Annotated in this window: 25 protein-coding genes and 2 pseudogenes; 13 read left to right on the plus strand and 14 right to left on the minus strand. The window is 69.7% G+C overall.

What is annotated here, in order from left to right; translation table 11 throughout:
* Positions 1-9 precede the first annotated feature (9 nt).
* A complete protein-coding gene (locus ACWDR4_RS30385; RefSeq protein WP_450413372.1) occupies positions 10-105 on the plus strand; it encodes a DUF7144 family membrane protein in 96 nt (31 codons plus the stop codon).
* 68 nt (positions 106-173) lie between these two features.
* Positions 174-500 carry a carboxymuconolactone decarboxylase family protein gene (locus ACWDR4_RS30390; protein ID WP_450413297.1) on the plus strand — a complete coding sequence of 109 codons (327 nt, stop codon included), beginning with the start codon at positions 174-176 and terminating at the stop codon, positions 498-500.
* Positions 501-759: 259 nt separating this feature from the next.
* Here ACWDR4_RS30390 and ACWDR4_RS30395 read toward each other — a convergent pair whose 3' ends face one another.
* The 3 genes and pseudogenes from ACWDR4_RS30395 to ACWDR4_RS30405 all read right to left on the minus strand — a co-directional run.
* The gene (locus ACWDR4_RS30395) at positions 760-1,053 is read right to left on the minus strand and encodes a putative quinol monooxygenase (RefSeq protein ID WP_450413298.1); all 294 of its coding nucleotides are present in this window, start codon (positions 1,051-1,053) and stop codon (positions 760-762) included.
* A 56-nt stretch (positions 1,054-1,109) separates the two neighbouring features.
* Positions 1,110-3,671, minus strand: a complete 2,562-nt coding sequence (locus tag ACWDR4_RS30400; RefSeq protein WP_450413299.1) for a GH32 C-terminal domain-containing protein — start codon at positions 3,669-3,671, stop codon at positions 1,110-1,112.
* Positions 3,672-3,894: 223 nt separating this feature from the next.
* A pseudogene (locus ACWDR4_RS30405) lies at positions 3,895-4,131 on the minus strand (PfkB family carbohydrate kinase); the annotation flags it as partial.
* A gap of 314 nt (positions 4,132-4,445) precedes the next feature.
* On the opposite strand from ACWDR4_RS30405, the gene ACWDR4_RS30410 reads away from it, so the two are divergent.
* The 4 genes from ACWDR4_RS30410 to ACWDR4_RS30425 all read left to right on the plus strand — a co-directional run bounded on the left by ACWDR4_RS30410 (position 4,446) and on the right by ACWDR4_RS30425 (position 8,635).
* Entirely contained in the window at positions 4,446-5,462 is a 1,017-nt protein-coding gene (locus tag ACWDR4_RS30410) for a substrate-binding domain-containing protein (RefSeq protein ID WP_450413300.1), read from the plus strand.
* 242 nt (positions 5,463-5,704) lie between these two features.
* Positions 5,705-6,700 (plus strand): ABC transporter permease, encoded by a 996-nt coding sequence (locus ACWDR4_RS30415; RefSeq protein ID WP_450413301.1) that lies wholly within the window; start codon positions 5,705-5,707, stop codon positions 6,698-6,700.
* The gene (locus ACWDR4_RS30420) at positions 6,697-7,533 is read left to right on the plus strand and encodes an ATP-binding cassette domain-containing protein (RefSeq protein WP_450413302.1); all 837 of its coding nucleotides are present in this window, start codon (positions 6,697-6,699) and stop codon (positions 7,531-7,533) included. The genes ACWDR4_RS30415 and ACWDR4_RS30420 overlap by 4 nt, the downstream gene beginning before the upstream one ends.
* 73 nt (positions 7,534-7,606) lie before the next feature.
* A complete protein-coding gene (locus ACWDR4_RS30425) occupies positions 7,607-8,635 on the plus strand; it encodes a LacI family DNA-binding transcriptional regulator (protein ID WP_450413303.1) in 1,029 nt (342 codons plus the stop codon).
* A gap of 100 nt (positions 8,636-8,735) precedes the next feature.
* On the opposite strand, the gene ACWDR4_RS30430 is transcribed toward ACWDR4_RS30425, so the two are convergent.
* The 4 genes from ACWDR4_RS30430 to ACWDR4_RS30445 form a co-directional block, all read right to left on the minus strand.
* A complete protein-coding gene (locus ACWDR4_RS30430; RefSeq protein WP_450413304.1) occupies positions 8,736-9,584 on the minus strand; it encodes an MOSC domain-containing protein in 849 nt (282 codons plus the stop codon).
* Positions 9,581-10,063, minus strand: coding sequence for an ArsI/CadI family heavy metal resistance metalloenzyme (locus tag ACWDR4_RS30435; protein ID WP_450413305.1), 483 nt, complete (start codon positions 10,061-10,063; stop codon positions 9,581-9,583). Before ACWDR4_RS30435 ends, ACWDR4_RS30430 begins: the two co-directional genes overlap by 4 nt.
* A 107-nt stretch (positions 10,064-10,170) precedes the next feature.
* Positions 10,171-10,902: an aquaporin gene (locus tag ACWDR4_RS30440; protein WP_450413306.1), complete on the minus strand. Its 732-nt coding sequence runs from the start codon at positions 10,900-10,902 to the stop codon at positions 10,171-10,173.
* Positions 10,899-11,213 carry an ArsR/SmtB family transcription factor gene (locus ACWDR4_RS30445; protein ID WP_450413307.1) on the minus strand — a complete coding sequence of 105 codons (315 nt, stop codon included), beginning with the start codon at positions 11,211-11,213 and terminating at the stop codon, positions 10,899-10,901. The genes ACWDR4_RS30440 and ACWDR4_RS30445 overlap by 4 nt, the downstream gene beginning before the upstream one ends.
* 66 nt (positions 11,214-11,279) lie before the next feature.
* On the opposite strand from ACWDR4_RS30445, the gene ACWDR4_RS30450 reads away from it, so the two are divergent.
* Both ACWDR4_RS30450 and ACWDR4_RS30455 read left to right on the plus strand, forming a co-directional pair.
* Positions 11,280-11,708: an arsenate reductase ArsC gene (locus ACWDR4_RS30450; RefSeq protein ID WP_450413308.1), complete on the plus strand. Its 429-nt coding sequence runs from the start codon at positions 11,280-11,282 to the stop codon at positions 11,706-11,708.
* An 82-nt stretch (positions 11,709-11,790) separates the two neighbouring features.
* The gene (locus tag ACWDR4_RS30455) at positions 11,791-12,423 is read left to right on the plus strand and encodes a precorrin-8X methylmutase (RefSeq protein ID WP_450413373.1); all 633 of its coding nucleotides are present in this window, start codon (positions 11,791-11,793) and stop codon (positions 12,421-12,423) included.
* A 16-nt stretch (positions 12,424-12,439) separates the two neighbouring features.
* On the opposite strand, the gene ACWDR4_RS30460 is transcribed toward ACWDR4_RS30455, so the two are convergent.
* The 5 genes from ACWDR4_RS30460 to ACWDR4_RS30480 all read right to left on the minus strand — a co-directional run bounded on the left by ACWDR4_RS30460 (position 12,440) and on the right by ACWDR4_RS30480 (position 17,382).
* A complete protein-coding gene (locus tag ACWDR4_RS30460) occupies positions 12,440-13,519 on the minus strand; it encodes a HoxN/HupN/NixA family nickel/cobalt transporter (RefSeq protein ID WP_450413374.1) in 1,080 nt (359 codons plus the stop codon).
* A gap of 204 nt (positions 13,520-13,723) precedes the next feature.
* Positions 13,724-14,503, minus strand: a complete 780-nt coding sequence (locus ACWDR4_RS30465; protein WP_450413309.1) for a cobalt-precorrin-6A reductase — start codon at positions 14,501-14,503, stop codon at positions 13,724-13,726.
* Between the two features lie 219 nt (positions 14,504-14,722).
* A complete protein-coding gene (locus ACWDR4_RS30470) occupies positions 14,723-15,661 on the minus strand; it encodes a PhzF family phenazine biosynthesis protein (RefSeq protein ID WP_450413310.1) in 939 nt (312 codons plus the stop codon).
* Positions 15,662-15,700: 39 nt separating this feature from the next.
* Entirely contained in the window at positions 15,701-16,237 is a 537-nt protein-coding gene (locus tag ACWDR4_RS30475; protein WP_450413311.1) for a GNAT family N-acetyltransferase, read from the minus strand.
* A gap of 47 nt (positions 16,238-16,284) precedes the next feature.
* Positions 16,285-17,382, minus strand: a complete 1,098-nt coding sequence (locus tag ACWDR4_RS30480; protein ID WP_450413312.1) for an AI-2E family transporter — start codon at positions 17,380-17,382, stop codon at positions 16,285-16,287.
* 316 nt (positions 17,383-17,698) lie between these two features.
* Here ACWDR4_RS30480 and ACWDR4_RS30485 point away from each other — a divergent pair, with 316 nt between their 5' ends.
* The gene (locus tag ACWDR4_RS30485) at positions 17,699-19,009 is read left to right on the plus strand and encodes an acyltransferase family protein (protein ID WP_450413313.1); all 1,311 of its coding nucleotides are present in this window, start codon (positions 17,699-17,701) and stop codon (positions 19,007-19,009) included.
* On the opposite strand, the gene ACWDR4_RS30490 is transcribed toward ACWDR4_RS30485, so the two are convergent.
* Positions 18,939-19,724, minus strand: a complete 786-nt coding sequence (locus tag ACWDR4_RS30490; RefSeq protein WP_450413314.1) for a hypothetical protein — start codon at positions 19,722-19,724, stop codon at positions 18,939-18,941. The two genes, ACWDR4_RS30485 and ACWDR4_RS30490, sit on opposite strands and share 71 nt — an antisense overlap.
* A 125-nt stretch (positions 19,725-19,849) precedes the next feature.
* On the opposite strand from ACWDR4_RS30490, the gene ACWDR4_RS30495 reads away from it, so the two are divergent.
* The 4 genes and pseudogenes from ACWDR4_RS30495 to ACWDR4_RS30510 all read left to right on the plus strand — a co-directional run bounded on the left by ACWDR4_RS30495 (position 19,850) and on the right by ACWDR4_RS30510 (position 22,772).
* Positions 19,850-20,353, plus strand: a complete 504-nt coding sequence (locus ACWDR4_RS30495; protein ID WP_450413315.1) for an NUDIX domain-containing protein — start codon at positions 19,850-19,852, stop codon at positions 20,351-20,353.
* Positions 20,354-20,662: 309 nt separating this feature from the next.
* Positions 20,663-21,623: pseudogene (locus ACWDR4_RS30500) on the plus strand (hypothetical protein).
* A 116-nt stretch (positions 21,624-21,739) separates the two neighbouring features.
* Positions 21,740-22,396, plus strand: a complete 657-nt coding sequence (locus ACWDR4_RS30505) for a DUF433 domain-containing protein (protein WP_450413316.1) — start codon at positions 21,740-21,742, stop codon at positions 22,394-22,396.
* Positions 22,386-22,772 carry a PIN-like domain-containing protein gene (locus tag ACWDR4_RS30510; protein WP_450413317.1) on the plus strand — a complete coding sequence of 129 codons (387 nt, stop codon included), beginning with the start codon at positions 22,386-22,388 and terminating at the stop codon, positions 22,770-22,772. Before ACWDR4_RS30505 ends, ACWDR4_RS30510 begins: the two co-directional genes overlap by 11 nt.
* 69 nt (positions 22,773-22,841) lie before the next feature.
* Here the strand turns inward: ACWDR4_RS30510 and ACWDR4_RS30515 are convergent, their stop codons facing one another.
* A complete protein-coding gene (locus ACWDR4_RS30515; protein ID WP_450413318.1) occupies positions 22,842-23,489 on the minus strand; it encodes a class I SAM-dependent DNA methyltransferase in 648 nt (215 codons plus the stop codon).
* Positions 23,490-23,614: the final 125 nt, after the last annotated feature.

The raw sequence follows: 23,614 nt of genomic DNA on the forward strand, positions 1-23,614 counted from the left end.
TTCCTCTGGATCCCCTACGCACCGTTCTGGGCCATCGTCCTCATCGCGATCAACGCCCTGGTGATCTGGGCCCTGTGCACCGCACCCAGCCCGTCAGAGCACTGAAGCACATTCGCCCGACAGTCCCGAGGCCAGGTACCGGATCGGAAACACACCAAGGAGCGCATAACGCCATGGCCACTGCATCTGAAACCCCTGTCCTGGACACCCTCGCCGCCATGACGGTCGACTCGATCGAGCGCTGCGGGCTGGCCCCTGACCTGCTCATACTCACGCGTATCGCGGCGCTCGCCGCCTCGGACGCCCCGCCCATCTCCTACGTGGCCCACATCGACCCTGCCCTCAAGGCCGGCCTGACCGCCGACCAGTTGCAGGACGTCCTGGTCGCCATCGCGCCCATCGTGGGCACCGCCCGCGTCATGACGGCAGCGGGCAACATCGCCAAGGCGCTCGGCATCGCCATCGCCGTCGCCGATGCCGAGATCGACGCCCAGGGCTGAGAGCGGGCGCCCACCCGGCATCGATGACCCGCACGGCCGACATCGGGCTCACCCACGCCACGCCCGAGGAACGCGCGGCTCCCGGCAAGGAGGCTCGGCGCCACTCGCCGCGATCATGGCACCTGAGGTCTGCGGTGCCTGCCGGTGCCGGAGCCGAGTGGCTTCGGCACCGGCCCCTGAGTCAGGGACGGGGCTCGCCGGCCTCCGGGTAGAGCATGGCCTTCGCCTCGGCCAGGTTGGCCACGAACCCGAGGTTGGGTCAGGTCACCGGATCGAGGAAGGTCAGCACCGAGGCGTCCTCCTCGATCAGCGGGGCGAGGACCGCGTTGAACGGGCCGCCGTACGGTGCCTTCAGGTGCGCCTGGAAGGCGTCCTCGTCGCGGTACACCTCGAAGATCCAGAAGGCGCGCGGGGCGGCCTCCTTGGTGTAGACGTCGAAGGCGAGGTTGCCTTCTTCCTCTCGCACCTTCAGGGCGTAGTCGCCGATCAGACGGGCGACCTCGTCCTCCGCTCCCTCGCGGGCGGTGAACTCGGCGAGCAGGGTCTTCTTCACGGTCTCGTTTCTCCTTGTCCGTTGCAGGCGTCGGTTGCGGGCGTCGGTTGCGGGCGTCAACTGTGGGCGGAGTCGAGGTGCCAGACCACGGCCTCGTCCAGCTCCGCCGAGCCGTTCTCGGCGAAGATCTGCACCCCCTCGCTCGCGGGGTCGGGGAAGATCTGGTCCGTGATGACGGCCTCGCCGCTGCCGCCGAAGACCTCGACGGACGACCAGTCGACGAGGATCCGCAGCTTGACCTTGCCGTTCTCCGCCTTCAGGGGCGCGGTCTGGACACCGGGGAAGGTGCTGTTGAAGTCGACGGCACCGGAGTGGGTGCGGTCGACGTACAGCTCCTGTGTCGTGGTGTCGTAGCCGATGACGGTCGCCTCGCCGTCGGCGCCGGTGCGTACCTTCAGGCCGAAGCGGTCGGCGTCGTTGAGGGAGAAGGTCGCCTCGATGTCCAGGGCCTTGCCCTGGGCCGCGGGGCCGATCAGGGGCTCTGAGGTGTTCGTGACCGTGACACCGGCCGCGGTCGCCGGGCCCTCCTGCCGGAGGGACTCCACGCTGCCGACCGGCTCGCTGGTCAGCCGGATCCGGCCGTCGACCGTACGCAGCGCCATCTCTCTGGGAATGCTCTGCGCGCCCCGCCAGGGGGACGTGGGGACGGCGCCGCCGTAGTCCCAGTTGTTCATCCAGCCGATCATGTACCGCTTGCCGTCCGGCGCGTCCTCCCAGGACACGGCCGCGTAGTAGTCCTTGCCGTAGTCGGCCCAGTCGGCGCGCTGTACGACGGACTTGGCGGCGGTGTCGGCTTCGGTGAACCGGTCGGCCAGGATGTGGCCCCAGCCGGTTCTGTTCATGTCGACCAGCTGGATCTTCGCCTGCTTGCCGGCGTAGGAGCGCAGGTCGAAGGAGTCCCAGTCCAGGGTCTCGCTGTTGGCGCCGGTGGCGCTCTGGACGACCTTGCCGTCGACGATCAGGTTGACGGACGTCTCCTGGGAGACGGGCTGGGCCCGGGTGTCGGAGAGCATGATGTGGTCGGCGTTGAGGTGGCCCCAGCCGCCGGTGTTGTCGTCGACGATCCTGATCCGCGCCTGCTTGCCGGCGAGGTCCTTGACGTCCCAGGAGGCCCAGTTGAGCGCCTCGGCGTCCTTTCCGGTGGCGCTGCGGACCACGTTGCCGTCGACGAGCAGTTCGATCGCGGTCGGGTTGTCGGAGCCGGCGGGGTGGTAGCCGCCGCCCACAAGGAAGTTGACGTAGTCCTTGTCGATGGTGAACTCGGGTGAGGTGAGGGTGCCGGTGGTGGTGTCGCCGTTGCGGTAGCTGTTGACCAGGCCGTTGCCCAGGAAGCCGGAGACCGCCTGCTGGTCGGGGAGGGTGCCGGTGGCCGGTGCGGTGCCGAAGGCGTCCCCGGTCGTCGTCCAGTCGCCGTAGGTGCCGCCCTCGAAGTCGGCGAGGAGCGTGCCCGCGGGCGGATCTCCCCGCTCCAGGACCGTGCCGTCCACGTGCGGGTGCCGACCGCCGCCGACCTTGAAGTTCAGGTACTCGCTGTCGACGGTGAAGGAGGGTGAGGTCAGGGTGCCGGTGGTGGCGTCACCCGAGTGGAAGCTGTTGGCGAGGCCCTTGCCGTCGAAGCCGTCGACGGTGGTCTGACCGTCCACCGCCCCGGCTGCCGGAGCCGTGCCGAACGCGGTGCCCGTGGTCGTCCACGTGCCGAAGTCGGTGCCCTCGAAGTCCTGCGTCACCGTGCCGGTGGGCGGGATGTACGTGCCCTTGTCCTCGGCGGTGAACTTCGTGCCGTCGAAGTCGCCGACGAAGTACTGGGCGGCCGAACCGCCCGCGATACCACCGGGGTTGATGTTGACGACAAGGACCCACTTGATGTTGCTCTCGTCGCCGTCGACCGCGAGGGGGAACAGGTCCGGGCACTCCCACACCCCGCCCGTCGCGCCCGCCGGGCCGAACTCGCTCTGCAGGTTCCAGTCCTTGAGGTTCTTGGACGAGTAGAACCGCACCTTGTGCTCGGCGGACATGGACACCGTCATCAGCCAGCTCTGCGTCGGTGCGTACCACTGGACCTTCGGGTCGCGGAAGTCCCTGGAGCCGATGTCGATGACGGGATTGCCCTGGTACTTCGTCCAGGTACGGCCGCGGTCGGTGCTGTAGGCGAGCGACTGGGCCTGGATGCCCGTGGTTTTGTTGTGGCTGGTGTAGATCGCCACCATGGGCGGGTTCTCCGTCGTGCCGAAGCCGGTCGTGTTGTCCCGGTCGACGACCGCGCTGCCGGAGAACACCATCTCGTTGTCGTCGTGCGAGAGGGCGAGCGGGAGTTCCGTCCAGTGCACGAGGTCGTTGCTGACCGCGTGGCCCCAGGACATGTCGCCCCAGGAGTTGCCGTTCGGGTTGTACTGGTAGAAGAGGTGATACTCGCCCTCGTAATACACGAGACCGTTCGGGTCGTTCATCCAGTTCTTCTCCGGCGTGAAGTGGAACTGGGGCCGGTAGGTCTCGGAGTACGGCGGGGTGTCCGCGGCCACGGCCTGGGGGGCGAGCGGGGCTGCGGACAGGGCGCAGACCGTCGCCACCGCCGCGATCATCCGCATGCGGGCATGCCGGGATACATGTGCAGCGCTCATCGGCTCTCCTGTTCTGCGGCCGACCGCGCAGCGAAGCCTGCTGCCCGGCACGGGTCCGGCCGAAGAAGTGACGCCTTGCCGACACCGTCGTCCACAGCACCGGCAAGAAGTGTCATCGTTGACTTGTGTCATCGCTGACATCGAGTGGCCCGATGATGGAGGCAATCCGGCCGGTGCGTCAACGGGTCGGCCGCGATGTCCTGTTGAGCGGCCTGATCGTCCGTCAGGCGCGGTCGGCCGCGGCGAGCTGCCCCAGTTGGTGCTGCCACGGCGGATTGGGGCCGGCAACAGAGCAGGTCAGGGCCGCGACACGGGTGCCGAAGCGGCAGGCTTCCTCGACGTCGTCCAGGCGGAGTTCCGTCAGCCGGCCGCCCAGCAGCACGTGCGTGCCGAGGTGGTGCAGCAGTCCGGCGGTGAAGGAGTCGCCCGCTCCGACCGTGTCGGCGACGGTCACCAGGACGGTGATCTGACGCGGGCTCATGGCTGTTCTTCCCTGACGGACGTCTGACGGACGTACGGGCACCCCGGTCACTCGGGAGGGCGGCTGACGGGCCGTCACAGTGAGCGCCGGCTACGGGTGCTGACGGGCAGTCATATTGGTACGGCCGCGGGTGTTTGCCGATTTGTGACGAGCACGGGGCATTGACGTTTCCGGGAGGCGGAGTCCATCATCCTCGCCAGGCAGTGTCAACGATGACATGAGTCAACGATGACACCCCGGGCGGCGTGCTCCGATCCCAACTCCGTGCCGCTCGCTATCCCACAGGAGTCGTCATGTCTCGTACCACTCGCCTGTCCTCCTCCCTCCTCAGAGCCGCCGCGGTCACGGGCGTCGCGGCACTCACCCTGACGGCCTGCGGGTCCGGCTCCGGATCGGGCTCGTCGGGTTCCGGCTCGGGCGAGGTCAAGGTCGGCCTGATCACCAAGACCGACACCAACCCGTTCTTCGTGAAGATGAAGGAGGGCGCGGAGCAGGCCGCCAAGGAGAACGGCGCCCAACTGTCCACCGCTGCGGGCAAGTTCGACGGGGACAACGCCGGGCAGGTCACCGCCATGGAGAACATGGTCGCCGCCGGGGTGAAGGGCATCCTGATCACCCCGAGCGACTCCAAGGCGATCGTGCCCGCGATCGAGAAGGCCCGCGCCAAGGGTGTCCTGGTCATCGCCCTGGACACCCCGACCGACCCGGAGAGCGCGGTCGACGCCCTCTTCGCCACCGACAACCTCAAGGCCGGTGAGCTGATCGGCGAGTACGCCAAAGCCGCGATGACGGGCAAGACGGCGAAGATAGCCGCGCTCGACCTCGCGCCGGGCGTCTCCGTCGGCGTTCAGCGCCACGACGGTTTCCTGAAGGGCTTCGGCGCCACCGACAAGGACGTCGTGTGCGCCCAGGACACGGGCGGCGACCAGGCCAAGGGCCAGACGGCGATGGAGAACTGTCTCCAGAAGGAACCCGACATCAACGTCGTCTACACCATCAACGAGCCGGCCGCGCTGGGCGCGTACACCGCGCTGAAGGCCAAGGGCCGGGAGAAGGACGTACTGATCGTCTCCGTCGACGGCGGCTGCACCGGCACCCAGGCCGTCAAGGACGGCAAGATCGCCGCGACTTCGCAGCAGTATCCGTTGAAGATGGCCGCGGAGGGTGTCAAGGCCGTTGTGGCTTACGCCAAGGACGGTACGAAGGCGTCCGGGTACACGGACACCGGCGTCACGCTGATCAGCGACGAGGCGCAGGACGGGGTCGCGTCGAAGGACACGGCGTATGGCCTGGAGAACTGCTGGGGCTGATCCGTCGCCCCCTCGGCGGGGGCGGTCGGCCCGCCTCCCCGGCCAGGGACGGCCGCCCTCCCTTGTCCCGGCGGCGGGTGCTGAGCGCTTCGCGGGATACGCCGTCGTCTGCCGCGGGCCCGTGGGGGCTGGTCGCGCAGTTCCCCGCGCCCCTGAAGGCGCCCCTGCGGGGCGGCCTTCACCAGAACCGCCTCGTTCCCCGTCCGCCGACAAGGACAACTGTCTTCCGACAAGGACCTCGCATGACAGCCACGACCACTCCGTACTCGGAGCTCAAAGCACCGACCACGGCCCGCAGACTGCTCACGGCGCCGACCACCGGACCTCTGGTCGCCCTCCTCCTGGCCTGCGCCTTCTTCTCCTTCTCGACCGACCAGTTCCTGACCGGCGGGAACTTCTCGCTGATCGTGCAGCAGGTCATGGTCGTGGGCACCCTCGCCATCGGACAGACCCTGATCATCCTCACGGCGGGGATCGACCTGTCGTGCGGGGCCGTGATGGCGTTCGGCAGCATCGTGATCGCCAAGATGGCTGCCGAGGGATCCGTACCCCCGCTCGTCGCGATCGCCCTGGGCATCGGCGTCTGCGGCGGGTTCGGGCTGCTCAACGGGCTGCTGGTGCAGAAGATCCCGCTGCCGCCGTTCATCGTCACGCTCGGCATGCTCAACGTGGCGTTCGCGCTGACCCACATCTACTCCGAGGAGCAGACGGTCAGCAACCTGCCCGGCCCGCTGACCGCCCTCGGCGAGACCTTCCCCCTCGGCCACACCGACATCACCTACGGCTCCCTCGTCACCATCGCCCTGTTCCTGCTCCTCGCCTACTCGCTGAGCAACACCGGCTGGGGCCGGCACGTGTACGCGCTGGGCAACAGCGCCGAGGCCGCCCGGCTCAACGGCATCCGCACCTCGCGCCTCACCATCGGCATCTACACCGTGGCGGGCCTGCTGTACGGCATCGCCGCCCTGCTGCTCATCTCCCGCACCGGAGTCGGCGATCCGCAGGCCGGGCAGACCGACAACCTCGACAGCATCACCGCCGTGGTCCTCGGCGGCACGAGCCTCTTCGGGGGACGCGGATCGGTCCTGGGCACCTTCATCGGTGTCCTCATCGTGGGCGTGTTCCGCAACGGGCTCCAGCTGATGGGCGTCGCCTCCATCTACCAGACCCTGATCACCGGAGTCCTGGTGATCCTCGCGGTGACCGTCGACCAGCTCTCGCGGAAGAAGGCCCGATGACCGCCACCGGCACCCCCACCCCTGTCCTTAAGGCCCGTGGTCTGGTCAAGCGGTACGGCCAGGTCACCGCCATCGACGGCGCCGACTTCGACCTGCTGCCCGGCGAGGTCCTCGCCGTCATCGGCGACAACGGCGCCGGCAAGACCAGCCTGATCAAGGCCCTCACCGGCGCGGTGACCCCCGACGCGGGCGAGATACGCCTCAACGGGAAACCCATCACCTTCTCGGGCCCGCAAAGTGCGCGCGCCCACGGCATCGAGACGGTCTATCAGGACCTCGCCGTGGCCGCGTCCATGGACATCGCCTCGAACGTGTTCCTGGGGCGCGAACTCCGCCGCCCCGGCGTCCTCGGCAGTGTCTTCCGCATGCTCGACAAGAAGCGCATGCGCCAGGAGGCCGCCGAGCACATGGCCGACCTGAAGATCGGTCTGCGCTCGCTGACCCAGTCGGTGGAGACGCTCTCCGGCGGTCAGCGGCAGGCCGTTGCGGTCGCCCGTTCCGTCGCCTGGGCCAGCTCCGTCGTCGTCATGGACGAGCCCACCGCCGCGCTCGGCGTCAAGGAGTCCGGCCAGGTCCTGGACCTGATCCGCCGGGTCCGCGACAAGGGCATGCCGGTCGTCCTGATCAGCCACAACATGCCCCACGTCTTCGAGATCGCCGACCGGATCCACGTCCACCGCCTCGGCCGGCGGACCGCCGTGATCAAGCCCTCCGACTACTCCATGGCCGAGGTCGTCGCCATCATGACCGGCGCTCTCACCGTCGATGCGGCCGGAGATACTGTCGTAGCGGATTCCGAGGCGGCGAAGGCCGCGGGAGTCCAGGCCACCTGACAGCACGACCCAGCTCTCGCAGTTTCCGGCCGAGGCCGCGGCCGGAACCGAGAGCCCACAGGACGGTTTCTCCATGGCAGCGAACCGCCGCCCCACCCTGACCGATGTCGCCCGAGAAGTCGGCGTCAGCGCCAAGACGGTCTCCCGAGTCCTCAACGCGGACGGACCCGCCTCCGCACAGACCAGGGAACAAGTACTCGCCGCGGTGGCCAAGCTCGGCTTCCAGCCGAACCTCATGGCCCGCAACATCCGCGTCGGCGGACCCGACACCACGGTCGGACTGGTCATCCCGGACCTCGGGAACCCCTTCTTCGGGGCCGTGGCCCGGAGCATCGAGGACACGGTCCGCGACCGCGGACTGACCCTGCTCATGGGCTCCTCCGCGGACGATCCCGTACGCGAACGCGCCCTGACCGACAAGTTCCTCGCCCGCCGCGTCAGCGTCCTGATCGTCGTACCGTCCGTCGGCGCCGACCACACCCACCTCAAGTCCCACCGTACGGCGGGACTGCCCGTGATCTTCCTCGACCGACCCGGCGCCGGCCTCGCCACGGACAGCATCGTCAGCTCCAACCGCGCCGGCGCCCACGACGGCATCGCCCACCTCGTCTCACACGGACACCGGCGCATCGGCTTCGTCGGCGACCTGCCCCCGAAGCTGTACACGCGCCGCGAGCGGCTGGCCGGCTACCGCTCCGCGCTGCGGGAAGCCGACATCCCCTACGACCGCTCGCTCGTCACCAACGCCCACGACCAGCAGGGGGCCGAGGCCGCGACCGCCCAACTCCTCGGCCTGGCCGATCCTCCGACGGCTCTGTTCGCCGGCAACAACATCATGGCGCTGGGCATCGTCGCCGAACTCGCCCGCAGCAAACGCAAGGACGTCGCCGTCGTCGCCTTCGACGACGTCTCACTCGCCGAAGCACTCGAGCCCGCCCTGACCGTCGTCGCCCAGGACGCGGAAGAACTCGGCAGGGCAGCCGCGGCCACCGCCCTGACCCGACTCGACGGCGACCGCACCCGCGCCCGCACCATCACCGTGCCCACCCGGCTGATCGTCCGCGGCTCGGGCGAGCAACCCGCGCCCGCGCCCGCGCCGTAGGCAACTCCGCAGGCAGTTCCGTAGACAGCTCGACCCTGCCCGGACAGGGTCTTCGGACCTCGCCCTTTTCAGCGCGGGAGAGCCTGCGGCATCGCGTCGGTCACGCCCACCGGACGGTGTCGCCGAGCCTGATCCGGCCCGGGGCGACGACCTGTGCGTAGGCTCCGGCGCAGGGCTGCGGGGTCATGGTGTCCAGCGGGACGATCCGGTTGTGGTCGGACAGGACCCGTAGGGCGGCCGTGTCCGCGGGTACGGGGCCGTGCGCGAGGGTGGTGACGGCGCAGCGTGGGGTGCGGGCGATGACGTGGAGTGTGAGGTCGTCGCCTATGCGCAGGGTGCGGCCGGGCCAGTCGTTCTCGGGGAAGCCGGAGCCGGAGCCGGTGCCGGAGCCGGGTGTGTCGAGGACGATGTTGGGACGGTAGCGGACGGCGTCGGCGGCGCCCGGGGCGAGGGCGTCGATGCGGGCCAGGGCGGCCGTGGTGAGCAGGTGGACGGGCGCGTAGTCGACGAAGGTGCCGGCGGGCGCCGCGCTGCCGATGTGGCTGGTGTCGATGCCGATGTCGGTGGCGGTGGCGGTGGCGCCGCGCAGGATGTCGTCCGGGCGGGCGCGGTCGAGGGTCGGCTGCGCGGGTGGAGTGTCGGTCAGGGTGACGTCGCGGCCGATGAAGTGGGACAGGTGGTGGTCCGCGTCCGGGTCGGTGGAGTGCCACGCCTTGCCGTCCGGGGCGGTGATGTGGACGGCCCCGGCGCCGTGTTGGGCGGTCAGGGACAGCAGACGGCGCCACCGGCGTGGGTACTTGGCGCTGGCGATCCTTCCCGTCTCCGTGTCGACGAGGGTGAGCCGACGGTCGTGGGCCAGACCGCGCTCGGTGACCTCCGTGGCTGTGATCGCCTCGCCCAGCAGGGATTTGACCGGGTAGCGGTACAGGCCGCCCACGGTTCCGATCACGGTTGCTCCGGATTCGCCATGCTCAAGGCAGTAACTCGATCGTCGTGAACGCCGATGTCAGCAGGTTGGTCGGCGCAACAGGTGCTGCCCTGCTGCTTGGCGAGGGAGTCCGCGTCGGCCTTGACGACGTACACCTCCCAGGGTTCCTGGCCGGGGCCGTGGACCCAGACCTTGTCCTGGAGGGCGTAACAACACGTGGTGTCGTCCTCCACGTCGGTGGCGAGACCTGCCTCGCCCAGGCGGGCGGTGGCCGCGTGGACCGCCTCGGTCGTCTCGACCTCCACCCCCAGGTGGTCCATGCGTGTCTCCTCGCCCGCCGTGCCTTCGATGAGGACGAGCTTGAGCGGCGGCTCCGCGATCGCGAAGTTGGCGTAGCCGTCGCGGAGTTTGGCGGGTTCGGTGCCGAAGAGCTTGCTGTAGAAGGCGATGGACGCGTCGAGATCGGGGACGCGGAGGGCGAGCTGTACGCGGGACGACATGACGAATCTCCATGATCGAGTGGGCTTACTTCGACATCTATCGATTTCCTACGGCCCAGCATGGCACCTGATTCGGCAACCGTCAATATAGATAGTTATCTAATCCACTATCCAGCGGTCCGGCTGGGCCGACTGGGCCGGAAGACGACTGCCACCAGCGCCAACCCGACCACCCCGCCCACCAGTTGGGCACCGATGAACCCCGGTACCGACCCCGGCGCTATCCCCGCGAACGTGTCGCTGAAGGTGCGGCCGATCGTCACCGCCGGGTTGGCGAACGACGTGGACGACGTGAACCAGTAGGCGGCGCCGATGTACGAGGCCACGGCCACGGGGGCGTACCGGAGGCGGTCGGTGCGGGCCAGGCCGAAGATCAGGAGGATCAGGCCGGCGGTGGCCACCACCTCGCCCAGCAGCAGATGACCGGCCGAGCGGTCGTGCGTGGACCACTCCACCAGCGGCTCGCCGAACATCGCGTCGGCGAGGATCGCGCCCGCTGTCGCACCGACGATCTGTGCGGGGACGTACACCGCGACCTCGCGGGCCGTGACGCCGGCGCCGCCGCGCCGGGCCGTCCACCACTCGGCCAGGGTGACCACCGGATTGAAGTGCGCGCCCGAGACCGGGCCGAGCAGCAGGATCAGGATGCCGAGGCCGAAGACCGTGGCGATCGAGTTCGCCAGCAGCTGCACCCCGACGTCCGTCGTCAGCTCGGTGGCCTGGATGCCCGAGCCGATCACGATCGCGACGAGGAGCGCGGTGCCGAGGAGTTCGGCCGCGGCCCTGGAGGTCAGCGGGGGCGTCGCGGACGCCGTCGGGGCTGTCGTCGACGTCTTCAAGGGCAGGGCCGCTTGACGTCGTTCTCGGCGGTGGCGCGTGCCGTCTCCGCCAGGTCGGCGAACCGGCCCGCGAGGGAGGCGATGACGTCGGGCTTGAGGCGGTAGTAGAGGAACCGGCCGCAGGGTTCCGTCTCCACGACCCCCGCCTCGCGCAGCACCTTCAGATGGTTGGAGAGGTTCGTCTGTCTGGCCCCCGTCTCCTCCACCAGGTGGGTGCTGCAGAGCGTTTCCCTGGCGAGCAGGGTGACGATGTGGAGGCGGAGCGGATCCGCGAGAACCCGCATCAGATCAGTGTCGACTGACTTCAGCATGGGCTGATACTTTCACATCACTCCGAATACGCGCATCTGAAGTACGCACATATGAAGGAAGGGCCCATGTCCTCCAGCCCGCTCACCCCCCTCGCCTCCGTCCTCTTCGTCTGTGTCCACAACGCCGGGCGTTCCCAGATGGCCGCCGGTTTTCTGACCCATCTCGCGGGTGACCGTGTCGAGGTCCGTTCCGCCGGTTCCCTCCCCGGTGACCGGGTCAATCCGGCCGCCGTCGAGGCCATGCGGGAGGTCGGTGTCGACATCGCCGGTGCCACGCCGAGGATCCTCACCACCGAGGCCGTCCAGGCGTCCGACTACGTCATCACCATGGGCTGCGGCGACGCCTGCCCGGTCTTCCCCGGCAAGAAGTACCTCGACTGGGACCTGGCGGACCCGGCAGGGCAGGGCGTCGAGGCCGTGCGTCCCATCCGGGACGAGATCCGCGAGCGCGTCGGGGCTCTGATCGCCGAGATCGACGCCAAGCCGGAGGCCTGACCCCGGTCGACATCCAGCAAGGGCAAAATGGCACAGCCCACATGACAGCCACATGCCGACCCGGCGCAGCGAGAAGAGCACCATGCCCCCGTACGACTACGAGAAGGACGGCGCCGCCATCTACCGCCAGTCCTTCGCCACCATCCGCGCCGAGGCCGACCTCGCGGGCCTGCCCGCCGACGTCGGTCAGGTCGTCGTGCGGATGATCCACGCCTGCGGGATGGTCGACCTCGTACGGGACCTGTCGTACACGCCCGGTGTCGTGGCCCGCGCCCGTGCGGCTCTCCGTGCGGGCGCGCCGATCTTCACCGACGTACGAATGGTGGCCAGCGGGGTGACCCGCAAGCGGCTGCCCGCCGACAACGACGTGCTGTGCACCCTCACCGACCCGGCCGTCCCCGAGCTGGCCGCGAAGCTCGGGACCACGCGCAGTGCCGCCGCTCTTGAGCTGTGGCGGGACCGGCTGGAGGGGGCGGTCGTCGCTGTCGGCAACGCGCCCACCGCTCTGTTCCGGCTGCTGGAGATGATCGAGGAGGGTGCGCCCCGGCCCGCCGCCGTCATCGGTGTTCCGGTCGGGTTCGTCGGCGCCGCCGAGTCCAAGGAGGCCTTGGCTGCGCATCCGTCGGGGCTGGAGCACATCGTCGTACGTGGTCGTCGTGGCGGCAGTGCCATCGCCGCCGCCGCGATCAACGCCATCGCGAGCGAGGAGGAGTGAGAGGAAGAGTGAGCGGTCAGCTTTCCTCGGGGGCCGGGGTCGGCTGCGCCAGGCCCGCCGTCCACTTCTCCTCGATACGGCCGACCTTCCACACCAGCAGGGCCACCGCCCACGTCGCGAAGAACAGCCCGACGATCACGTAACCGATGATGTTGAGGTCCAGGCCGGAGACCCAGTCCCAGAACGGGCCGTGCAGGTCCGCCTGTTCGGCGATCAGGCCGAGCAGCTCCACCGTGCCGATGATGAGCGCGACGGCGACCGACAGGCCGGTGATCGTGAGGTTGTAGTAGACCTTGCGGACCGGCTTGGAGAAGGCCCAGCCGTACGCGAAGTTCATGAACGAGCCGTCGATCGTGTCGAGCAGTGACATGCCTGCCGCGAAGAGGATCGGCAGGCACAGGATCGCGTACCAGGGCAGGCCCGAGGCCGCGCCCGAACCCGCGAGGACGAGGAGCGCGATCTCCGTCGCCGTGTCGAAGCCGAGGCCGAAGAGCATGCCCAGCGGGTACATCTGCCACGGCTTGGTGATCGACTTCATCAGGCGGCCCAGGAGGCGGTTCATGAAGCCCCGGTTGTTGAGCTGCTCCTCCAGGGCCTCCTCGTCGAAGTGGCCGGTGCGCATCTGGCGGAAGACCTTCCAGATGCCCGCCATGATCACGATGTTGATGATCGCGATGAGGTAGAGGAAGGTCCCGGAGACCGTCGTGCCTATCCAGCCGGTGACGTCGTGCAGTTCGGAGTTGTCGTCGGCGACCGGGCCCGACAGGGCCTTCACGCCGAGGGAGAGCAGGAACGCGAGCGCGAACACGATGCTCGAGTGGCCCAGCGAGAACCAGAAGCCGACCGACAGCGGGCGCTGGCCCTCGCTCATCAGTTTCCGGGTGGTGTTGTCGATCGCGGCGATGTGGTCGGCGTCGAAGGCGTGCCGCATGCCGAGCGTGTAGGCCGTGACGCCGATGCCGATACCGAAGGTCTTCGTACCCAGGCTGTAGTGCTCCGGGGCGACGATCACCACCAGCGTGAACCAGCCGATGACGTGCAGCGCCAGGATGAACGCGGCCATCCCGCCGAGGCTCGCCCACTCCTTGCGGGTCATCGAGGTACGGATGCGGTGCCGGACGGACGGACCGGGGGCGGGAGCGGTAGCGGTGGTGGTCATGCGGAGGTGGGGCCTCACTGGTCATCGGTCGCCGGTCGTCGGTCATCGGCTGGCGGTCGTACGGGCATTCAGTCGCGCCTTCCAGGCTCCTGCACACCAGTTGCAGGTACAAGAACAGCGCGGCAAAGCCCACGTCAGGGTTCAGCCAGCAGCCGGGAAAGGGCGCTGGTCGAGGAGGGCCGTGATCCATCGCGCCGCTGCCTCCGGGTCGGCCGCGACCGGAACCCCCTCCGGTACGGGTGGCCGGCGGACCATGACCACGGGCAGCCCCGCCTCCCGTGCCGCCGTCAGTTTCGGTGCCGTCGCCGCTCCCCCGCTGTCCTTGGTCACCACGACGTCGATGCGGTGGCCGCGCAGCAACTCGCGCTCGCCGTCGAGCGTGAACGGGCCCCGGTCGAGCAGCACCTCCATCCGGGCCGGGTGCGGAGGCTCGGGCGCGTCCACGGAACGTACGAGGAACCACAGGTCGTCGAGCGCGGCGAAGGCGGACAGGCCCAGTCGTCCGGTGGTGAGGAACACCCGTCGGCCGAGGGTGGGCAGCAGGGTCGCGGCCTCCTCCAGGGAGCCGGCCTCGCGCCAGTCGTCCCCCGCGACGGGGGTCCAGCCGGGGCGCCGCAGCGCGAGCAGGGGGACGTCGGCCGTGGCTGCGGCACGCGCCGCGTGGAGACTGATCGTGGCGGCGAAGGGGTGGGTGGCGTCGACGAGCGCGTCCACCCGGTGCTCGCGCAGCCACGCGGCCAGCCCCTCCGCTCCGCCGAAGCCGCCGATCCGGACCTCGCCGGGGGGCAGCCGGGGGCCGGCCACCCGCCCGGCGAGGGAACTGGTCAGGGTCAGGGGCGGGCCCGGGGCGGTGTGGAGCAGTTCGGCCAGGCGGCGGGCCTCCGTGGTGCCGCCGAGGATCAGTACGTGCGGGGCAGTCATGGATGTCCCCCATGGGCGCTGGTCAGGGCCACTGTACGGCGGCTGCCTGCCGGGACGGGGGTCGTCCGGTCCGCGTGGAACCCGTGGCTGGGCATCCTGGGCGGGCTGTGCGGCCTGTGCATCCTCGGTATGACCCGGAGCGTAGTCCCGTAGTGCTACTCGGACTCGGACTCGGCCCTGCCTGCCGTCGGCGCCGGTCCCGACGGCCGGTCGGCAGGGTCATTCCGGCAGTTCCCTGAGGTGGCCTTCGGCGACGAACGCCACCTCGCCGCCCACCGTGACGGAGCGGATGTCCTCCCCCTCGCCGTACGCGCTGATCGTCAGTTCGCTGGGGCGGCCGGTGAAGCGGCCCTGACGCAGGACGGTCGTCCGGCCGTCGGCGATACGGCCGTGGCGGCGCAGGTAGGCCGCCGCGCAGCCCGCGCCACTGCCGGTGGCCACGTCCTCCAGGACGCCGTCGTTGTTCCAGTGGCGTCCTTCCGGCGCGGTGGCGTCGAGCAGATACGCGAACTGGGCACCGAGGGCGGCCAGCGGGGCTTCGAGGTCGTGGGCGATCCGGGCGCGTGCCAGTGCGTCGCCGCCGCGCACGGGGACCACCAGATAGCGCAGGCCGGTGGAGAGCACCTCCGGGGGCAGGCCAGGGTCCAGGTCGTCGGCGGTCAGGGAGAACCAGGAGGCCAGGTCGGGAATGTTCGGGCGGCCGAGGAAGGAGGCGGGGCCCTGGTCGAGGACGCCGGTGTAGCGGCCGGCCGCGCGGCGCTCGGTGGTGACACCGACCGTTCGGGCCGCCAGTCTCAGGCGCCAGGTCTCGGTGTCGGCGGTGCCGTGCAGGGCGTGCAGAACGCAGGCCGCTCCGACGAGAGGGTGGCCGGCGAAGCCGAGCTCCCCGGCGAGGTCGAAGACACGCGCCCTCCAAGCCCGTTCACCAGCGTGTTCATCGGCGTGCTCACTGGCGTGCTCACTGGCGTACTCACTGGCGTACTCATCGGTGTCGTCATCAGTGTCGTCGGGGGCCAGGAAGACCGATTCGAAGTGGCGCATCTCCTGGGTGATGCGGGTCATCTGCCCCTCGCTCAGCCCGGCGGAGTCGGGAAACACCGCCAGGCTGTTGCCGCTGTAGGGGCGGGGGCTGAAGACATCGACGTGTACGTAGTGCATGTTCGCGACGCTAGCGGCCGTGACCGGCGTGACCGTCCCTCAGCGCCCCCGCGCCGGGTACTCCGAGGCGAGGAGGCCGAAGAGGACGTCGTCGGTCCACTCCCCCTTGATCCAGGTGCTCCGCACGAGGTGGCCCTCGCGGCGGAAACCCACGCGTTCCAGCAGCTTCGCCGAGCGGACGTTCCGTCCGTCGCAGCCCGCCGAGACCCTGTGCAGCCCCTCTTCCACCAGCAGGAACTCCACCGTCCGCGCGACCGCCTCGGTGGCGTACCCCCGCCCCTGGAACTCCGGCGCGAACGTGAAGCCCAGCTCCGCCTGCCGCCCGTCGTCAGTCCGGCACACCCCTACGTCGCCGATCAGCCCCGGTACGTCCCGCCTCTCGACGGCGTACTGGAACCACCCCGGATCACGCGGATCCCCCGCCGAGAGCGTGGCCGCCAGCCGCTCGGCCGCCGCCGACGGCACCGGCGACTCCCAGGACTGGTACCGGCTCACCTCGGGATCCGAGCGGTAAGCCGCCAGGGCCGACGCGTCCGCCGGGCTGAACCGCCGGAGCCGTAGCCTCGCTGTCTCCATGCCCGCGTTTCCTTTCCCGGCGTCGTGCGTCAGGGGTGTCGCCATGGTCATGAGCGAAGCGGCGAGCCACTCTGGTCTCCGGCGGACTCGTACCGCCCCCGCAGTTCCGAGAGCACCCCGAAGGCCGCCGCCGTCAGCGGTACCGCGAGGAGCATGCCGAGGATGCCGGCGAGGGAGGCGCCGGCCGTGAGAGCGAGCAGGATCACCGCCGGGTGCATCTGGAGCGTCCGGCTCTGGATCATCGGCTGGAACACGTTCCCTTCCAGGACCTGGACGACGGCGACCACACCCAGGACCCACAGCGCGGTGGTGAGCCCGCCGTCCGCGAACGCGACGAGGACCGCGACCGCGCCCGAGAGGAGGGCGCCGAGGTAGGGGATGTAGGCGCCGATGAACACCAGCGCCCCGAGGCCGACGGCGCCCGGCACCCCGATGATCAGCAGACCGACGGTGATGCAGACGGCGTCGATGAACGCGACGATCGTCGTGCCCAGCATGAAGCCCTCGATCGCCTGGAAGGCGCGGCGGGCCATGACCTCCGCGGTCGCGCCGGAGCCGCGCGGGGCCAGCGAGTGCAGCGAGGCGACGGCCCGGTCGGAGTCGCGGAGGAAGAAGAAGAGGAGCAGGATCGCGAGCGTTCCGGTGGCGATCATCTCGGTGAGCAGGCTGACGCCGCTCAGCACCCCGGAGACCGCGGTGCCGCCGAAGTTGGACAGCAGGTCCTTGGCGTTCGCGGCGAGTTCGTCCAGAGACGTGCCGACCACGTCGAAGCGCTCGCTGAGGTCCTTCGCCGCGTCCCGCACCGAGTCGATGATCTGGTCACCGGTGTCGACGAGGGCGTTCACCACGATGTACGCGGCCCCGCCCATGACCAGGATCACGGCGGCGCAGGTCAGCCCGGCGGCGAGGGACTTGTTGAACTTCATCGCGACCAGCCGCCGGTAGAACGGGCCGAGCAGGGCCGACAGGAGCAGCGCGAGCAGCACCGGCGTGACGGCCGTCTGGAACGTGATGCAGAACCACACACCCACGGTGATCACACCGCTGACCAGGAGCAGCAGCGCACTTCCGGCGGCGAGGCGCCGACCGGGCTCCGAGAGGAGGGGGCCGCCGCCACGGCCGTCGGAACGGACCGGCGCGGGCATGGGCACGCGGGTGTCCCGGACCGTCGTACGTGTGCGATGTATCCGCGCACCCCGCAGCCCCGGCTGCCTGGTGCGGCTGCCGCCGACTCTTCGAGGGGCTCCCGTAGGGCTGTTCATCCTGGTTCGTCTCCGCTCACACGCATGGCCGCTGTCCGCGGCGACAGAGTAGACCGGCGCGGGACCCGTGGGGTTGAGCGGACGGGGGGAAGCGTGAGTGAAGGACAGGTGGAGGTGCGGTGGCCGGAAAGCTGCGCCGAAGCTGTGGGGACCATAAGAACTTGTGTGACGTCGCCGGGGCTGGGCAGGCGCGGTCGTTATGAGCACTCCCACCAACCCGAGCACGGTAGACGCGGCAGAAGCGTCGGATGCGGCGACCGAGGCCGCCGAGCAGAGCGCGCATGTACGAGCGGTCGAGCCGCGGCGCAGATCCGGTGGCGGCCGGGGCTTTCCGTCGGCGTCGCGCGGTGGTGGGCGGGTGGCGGGGCTGGACGGGCTGCGGACGGTCGCGGTCCTCCTGGTGATCGTGTACCACGTGGAGCCTGGTCCGCTGCCCGGCGGCTCGGTGGCCGTGGACGTCTTCTTCACGCTCAGCGGCTTCGTCATCACGCGGCTGCTGATCGCCGAGTACGCCCGGAGCGGCCGTATCGGCCTGGGTTCGTTCTACCGGCGGCGCTGGCTACGACTCGGCCCGGCCCTGCTGCTGATGTGCGCGGTCACGGCACTGCTCTCCCTGGCGCTGCCGCTGCCGCTGTTCGACGGGGCGTGGACGGCGGCGGCGCTGGCGGCGGTGTCGGTGGTCAACCTCGTACGAGCGGGAGAGGCCGGCCCGTACTCGGAACTCACCTCCGCTCTCAGCCACACCTGGTCCCTGGGGGTGGAGGAGCAGTTCTACCTGGCGTGGCCACTCCTGCTCCTCCTGCTCCTACGGCGCACCACGGCACGGAAGGTACTGGCCTGGGTCGCGGCACTGTGCGTACTGCCGCTGCTGTGGCGCCTCGCCCTCTGGGACCCCACGGCGGCGCACCGCATCTACAACGGCCCCGACACCCGCGCCGACCAGCTTCTGATCGGCGCGCTGCTCGCCGTACTCCTGGCCCGCCTTCGAGCCGACGACCCCCGGCTGGAGCTGCTGCGCCGCTGGGCGAACCGTCTGTGCTGGCCGGCGTTGGCCCTGCTGGGCCTGATCGCCTGGCAGATCCCGATCGCGGAGGCGAGCGCGTGGAACCCCGTCTGGTACACGGCCGGGTTCATGGTCGCCGCGGTCCTGTCGGCGACGGTGATCGCGGCGCTGGAACTGGTCCCGGGCTCCTGGCCCTCCCGTCTGCTGTCGATCGCGGCCCTGGCCTGGGTCGGCCGCAACCTGAGCTACGGGATGTACCTGTGGCACTACCCCGTCATCCGGCTCCTCTCCGACCTCGGCGTGACCGACGACCATCTGCTCCCGGCGGGCCTGGCGGCGACGGTCGTGGCGGCTCTCGCGTCGTACGCCCTTGTCGAACGGCCGCTGCTGCTGCGGGCGCGACGGGGGTCGACGGCGAAGGCGGCGACGGCCACGGCTACGAGCGCAGTCCCAGCCCCGGCCCCGGCCTCAGCCCCAGTGCACGGCTGCGCAGCCTCTGCCAAGTGACGGGCCAAGGAGGTCTCGTCGACGCCCGGACGGTGACGGGGACGCCGAGGGCGCTGCCGGTGACCTCGCCCCATCGGTCGTAGCCGTGACCCGGCGCCCGCTTGCGCCGCCCGTAGTGGACCGAGGTGGTCAGGAAGGCCGCCCATTCGGTCAGTTCGTCCGCGGCCTTCCTGTGGCGTGCCCACGGGAGGCGTCCGGACAGTTTCGGCTCATCGCTGTCCTCGTCGATCTGCCAGACCGCCGACGGCAGACCGGCGTTCAGCAGCTCGACCAGCGCCGCCATGGTCCGGAGCTGGGCACGGTGGACCGGGTCCGACGAGGGAACCCGTCTGACCTCGGACACACGGGCCCGCGCGGACGTACCGGGTGCCACACTCCTGGAGAACCTGACCCGCACGCCCCGCTGGACCACTTCCACCTCCAGCTCCTCCCAGTGGCGTTCCTCGGTCCGCCCTGACGAATAGGCCGGATCGGAACTGTCGTCCAGCGACACGCGCATCACGCCGGACCGGCTCCGAAGCTCCGTCCCCAGGACATCGGCCCAGTGGGAGAACACGCCGTACTGTTCCCGGTCGCTCAACGCGAAGGGGGCCATGCCGTACAGCGTGGCCTCCTCCCCGAGCGACCAGGCGACGGGAGGAAGCCGGGCCTCCATGAGGTCGATCAACACCTCGGCTGCACGAAGCTGCCCTCCGAGGATCCCCGCTCTGTCCATACCCACACCCATGCCCCCGCCCCTCCCTGGCCCCGGCCCATGCCCCTGTCCATGCCGATGAGCATTCCCCTGGGCTTCACCCACGGAACCCGATGTCAGTGGGCCGCCCTAGACTCCGCCGCACCATGACCAACAATCACCCCGGAACCCCGAAAACCCTGAAGCCGGCCCTCGGTTCGATGACAGTGCTCGTCGCGGCAGTCATCGTCCACGACCGGGCGGCGGGCCGAGTCGTCCTCCTCCAACGCGGCCCGCACGCCAAGTTCGGCCAGGGCATGTGGGACCTCCCCCTCGGCAAGAGCGAACCCGGCGAACCCATCACCGACACGGCGGTCCGCGAGCTGTACGAGGAGACGGGCCTACGGGTGAAGCCGGAGTCCCTGTCGGTCGCCCACCTCGTCCACGGCGCCCAGGGCGTCCAGGCCCCGAACGGCTACCTCACCGTCGTCTTCGCCACCCACGACTGGACGGGCGAGCCGGAGAACCGCGAACCCGACAAGCACGCGGAGGTCCGCTGGGTCGAAGTGGACGCGCTGCCGGGGGAGTTCGTGCGGACGAGCGGGGTGGCTCTTCGTAGTTATCTGGGCGGCGGCGGGCTGGATATATCGCTGGCGGGCTGGTCACCGTAACGGAGTCGACCGGGTTCCGGGCGGGCGCGGTACTGCGGTCACACCGGGTCCTTGTGGACCGGGATTCGGGTGGCCACGGCCCTCCCAAAGAACCCTGGGTAAAGAACCAACTACCCTCCTCCGCCCGCCCGTTCCCCCCTGACCGACCCCGCACACGCGACCCCGTTCACTCGCAGGAGTGATTCGGTTGCGGTGAGCGATCGCGGGGAGTTACGTTCCCGGAAACAACCCCACACAGACGACGGCCCTCGCCAAGGAGTGCAATCCTGAAACGAGGGCCTGACCACTCAGGAAGACAACACCTTCCCAATGGCTGGCACGCAGTCTAACGCGCCCTCGTGCGCCAACGCCGGTGCACCGGCAGCATCGAACTCCCCGGTCCCGATGCCGATCCCGATGCCGATGTCGGGCGTGATCCACGTACGCACCCGCCTCACCGCCGACTTCACCGTGATCGCCAACGCCCCTCGCCCAGCGGCGCGGCAGCGCGGTCACCATCGGCGTCGCGGCCTACATCCTCTCCGTACCCGACGGCGCCCCCATCGGCATCGCCGCCCTCTGCGCCCACTTCGACGAGGGCGAGATCCTGATCTCGCGTGCGCTGCGGGAGTTGGAGGCGGCGGGGTATCTGGAACGGCGCCGGGTGAGGGGGCCGAACGGAAAGGTACGTACGCAGACTTTCTTCTACGACGTACCGCGCGACGCCGGTGACGAGCCGCCCCTCCCTCCTCCTCCGCGGCCCACCCGGCCGAGGAAGTACGAGCCCGCCGAGACGAGCACGCCAGGAGCATCGCCTGCTCCTGCTCCTGGAGCTGTGCCTGCTTCTGCTCCTGGAGCTGAGGCGGCCACGGAAGCCACACCTCCCCCAAGTCTCCCGCCCACTCCCCCACTTGACCTCGACGAAGCCGACCCGCAGGCCGTCGTCATCCTCGCCTCGCTCCGTATCGTCGACCGCAGGCTGGTTCTGTCCCGCAGCGAGGTCGCCGAGTTGGCCCCGGCGGTCACGGAATGGCTGGCGCAGGGTCTCCGCCCCGAGGAGATCACCGGGGCGCTCACCACCGGCCTCCCCGCCCACTTCCGGGCCCGTCCGGCACGCGTACTGGCGTTCCGCCTGCGCGAGGCGCCGCTTCCGGCGCCGCCGAGCGCCATGCCACCCGTCACACCCCTGCCGCTCACCCTCCCCTGGCAGACCTGCGACGGCTGCGAACGGGCGTTCCGGGCGGCGGAGCCTTCCGCGTGCCGGGACTGCAGGACGGCGGGGGCGGCTTGATGGCTCGGGGGACCGGCACCAGGGCACGGCGCGTGACGGAGGTGAACCGTCATGGCGCACACCCGGCGAGCCGGGTATGCAAGCATGCGGAACCTCGGACCAACGGGAGGAGGATCATGGTTGACCGATTCAATGACGGGCTTCTGACGCCCACGGAGACGGCCTCCCATCTGCAGGTCCCACTGTCGACGCTGACCAGTTGGCTCAAGGGCACGGCGGCGGGCGCACCGCTCGTCCACCGCGTCGAGCCGATCCGCAACGGGCAGCCCTCGGTCCCTTTCATCGCCGTGGCGGAGGCCCACGTACTACGTTCCCTGCGCTCGCTCGGCCTGCGGATGAGTGAGATCCGGGAGGCCGCCGCGGCCGTACGGAAGGCATTCGACACTCCCTACGGTCTGGTCTCGAAGCGCATCGCGACGGACGGGGTGGACATCTTCGTCGAGCACGGTTTCGGGGATCTGAGGCGCGCCCGCGACGGCCAGGCCCCCATCCACGAGGTGGTGGCCGGCTATCTCCGTTACCTGACCTGGGAAGGCGAGGACGACTACCCGGCGAGCCTGCGGCTGAAGCAGTACGGGGAGTCGGTGCCCGTCGTGATCGACCCCCGGTTCGGCCACGGGCTGCCGGTCATCGCCGCCAACCGCGTCACGGTCAAGGCCGTCACGGACCTCTGGGAGGCCGGTGAAAACGTCGAGGACATCGCCTACGAGTACGACATGACGCCCGAGCAGGTGGATTCGCTCTGCCACGCAGTGGTGCGCCTTGCCGCCTGAGTTCTTCCTCGACCGGAACCTGGGACGCCGCGTCGCGGAGGAACTGCGGCAGCGTGGCTGGGCGGTGCACCGCATCGTCGACGTCTTCCCGGCGGACGCGCAGGACATTCCCGACAAGGAGTGGATCTCGTACGGGCTCGACCGGTCATGGGTTCCGCTGTCGAAGGACGGCCGTATCAAGACACGGGACCTGGAGATCCAACCTGTCCTAGAGCGCTCCGCCGTGCTCTTCTACCTCGACAACCAGCAACTCCGCACCCTGGAAATGGTGGAGCGACTCGACACACATCGCAGCGCGATCCTCCGGGCCGTCGAGAAGGGCGGCCCCGCCGCGTATGCCGTACGACTCGGCGGCCTCGACCGGACCTGGCCTTGATCACCGAGGGTCCACACAGGCCATCCAACTGGCGGTACCACCAGCTCGGCGAAGCCACTGGTCGGAGCACTAGTTCTTGGCTGCCAGCAAGTGCAGCTCCTGGAACTGCCGCTTGTCGGTGGGCTTCGGCTCGCACAGCACCCGGGCGATCTCGCTCACGCCGACATCACGCAGCAGCCCCGCCAGGCGGTCGGGCGACCAGCGATAGGCCGTCATCACCGTGTGGTCGAAGGACTGCGTGGGGATCGCGGAGCCGTCGGTGGCGAAGCAGCTGATCAGCAGGTGACCGCCAGGGGCCAGGACCCGGGCGAACTCCACGACCACGGTCGGGAGGTCCTGCGGTGGGATGTGGATGATCGAGGATCGCGAAAGCACCCCGCCCAGCGCGCCGTCCGCGATGTCGAGCGCCGCCATCGAGCCCACCTCGAACCGCAACTCCGGGTTGGCCTCCTGAGCCAGCCCGATCATCGCGGGCGACGCGTCGACACCGAAGGCACGCAGCCCCAACCGCCCTAGATGAGCAGTGATATGCCCGGGTCCACAGCCCAGATCCGCCACCTCGCCCTCACCACCAGCGCGCACCGACTCGGCAAACGCCGCGAGCAGCGCACGCTCCAACGGCCGCTCGCGCAGAGCGTCGGCGAAGGCCTGTGCATAGCGCGTCGCGACGGCATCGTAGGCGTCACGGGTGGCGGGAAGGGAGTCCAGTTCGACCATCCCGGGAATGTAGCGGGTACCACTGACACAGACAGCGCCCGGACCGACGCGACCCACATCATGGTCACGCAAGTCTGCTCCGGTGCCATGTCAGGGGGATCACACCACGGTCGACCCATCCGGTC

The sequence above is a fragment of the Streptomyces sp. NPDC000878 genome (genome assembly GCF_053599695.1).

Bases quoted from the DNA above. Each gene is read 5' to 3' on its own strand.
- ACWDR4_RS30390 (WP_450413297.1), top strand. From the start codon at position 174: ATGGCCACTGCATCTGAAACCCCTGTCCTGGACACCCTCGCCGCCATG.
- ACWDR4_RS30400 (WP_450413299.1), bottom strand. From the start codon at position 3,671: ATGAGCGCTGCACATGTATCCCGGCATGCCCGCATGCGGATGATCGCG.
- ACWDR4_RS30410 (WP_450413300.1), top strand. From the start codon at position 4,446: ATGTCTCGTACCACTCGCCTGTCCTCCTCCCTCCTCAGAGCCGCCGCG.
- ACWDR4_RS30415 (WP_450413301.1), top strand. From the start codon at position 5,705: ATGACAGCCACGACCACTCCGTACTCGGAGCTCAAAGCACCGACCACG.
- ACWDR4_RS30420 (WP_450413302.1), top strand. From the start codon at position 6,697: ATGACCGCCACCGGCACCCCCACCCCTGTCCTTAAGGCCCGTGGTCTG.
- ACWDR4_RS30425 (WP_450413303.1), top strand. From the start codon at position 7,607: ATGGCAGCGAACCGCCGCCCCACCCTGACCGATGTCGCCCGAGAAGTC.
- ACWDR4_RS30435 (WP_450413305.1), bottom strand. From the start codon at position 10,063: ATGTCGTCCCGCGTACAGCTCGCCCTCCGCGTCCCCGATCTCGACGCG.
- ACWDR4_RS30445 (WP_450413307.1), bottom strand. From the start codon at position 11,213: ATGCTGAAGTCAGTCGACACTGATCTGATGCGGGTTCTCGCGGATCCG.
- ACWDR4_RS30450 (WP_450413308.1), top strand. From the start codon at position 11,280: ATGTCCTCCAGCCCGCTCACCCCCCTCGCCTCCGTCCTCTTCGTCTGT.
- ACWDR4_RS30455 (WP_450413373.1), top strand. From the start codon at position 11,791: ATGCCCCCGTACGACTACGAGAAGGACGGCGCCGCCATCTACCGCCAG.
- ACWDR4_RS30460 (WP_450413374.1), bottom strand. From the start codon at position 13,519: ATGACCCGCAAGGAGTGGGCGAGCCTCGGCGGGATGGCCGCGTTCATC.
- ACWDR4_RS30465 (WP_450413309.1), bottom strand. From the start codon at position 14,503: ATGACTGCCCCGCACGTACTGATCCTCGGCGGCACCACGGAGGCCCGC.
- ACWDR4_RS30470 (WP_450413310.1), bottom strand. From the start codon at position 15,661: ATGCACTACGTACACGTCGATGTCTTCAGCCCCCGCCCCTACAGCGGC.
- ACWDR4_RS30475 (WP_450413311.1), bottom strand. From the start codon at position 16,237: ATGGAGACAGCGAGGCTACGGCTCCGGCGGTTCAGCCCGGCGGACGCG.
- ACWDR4_RS30480 (WP_450413312.1), bottom strand. From the start codon at position 17,382: ATGCCCGCGCCGGTCCGTTCCGACGGCCGTGGCGGCGGCCCCCTCCTC.
- ACWDR4_RS30485 (WP_450413313.1), top strand. From the start codon at position 17,699: ATGAGCACTCCCACCAACCCGAGCACGGTAGACGCGGCAGAAGCGTCG.
- ACWDR4_RS30490 (WP_450413314.1), bottom strand. From the start codon at position 19,724: ATGGACAGAGCGGGGATCCTCGGAGGGCAGCTTCGTGCAGCCGAGGTG.
- ACWDR4_RS30495 (WP_450413315.1), top strand. From the start codon at position 19,850: ATGACCAACAATCACCCCGGAACCCCGAAAACCCTGAAGCCGGCCCTC.
- ACWDR4_RS30505 (WP_450413316.1), top strand. From the start codon at position 21,740: ATGGTTGACCGATTCAATGACGGGCTTCTGACGCCCACGGAGACGGCC.
- ACWDR4_RS30515 (WP_450413318.1), bottom strand. From the start codon at position 23,489: ATGGTCGAACTGGACTCCCTTCCCGCCACCCGTGACGCCTACGATGCC.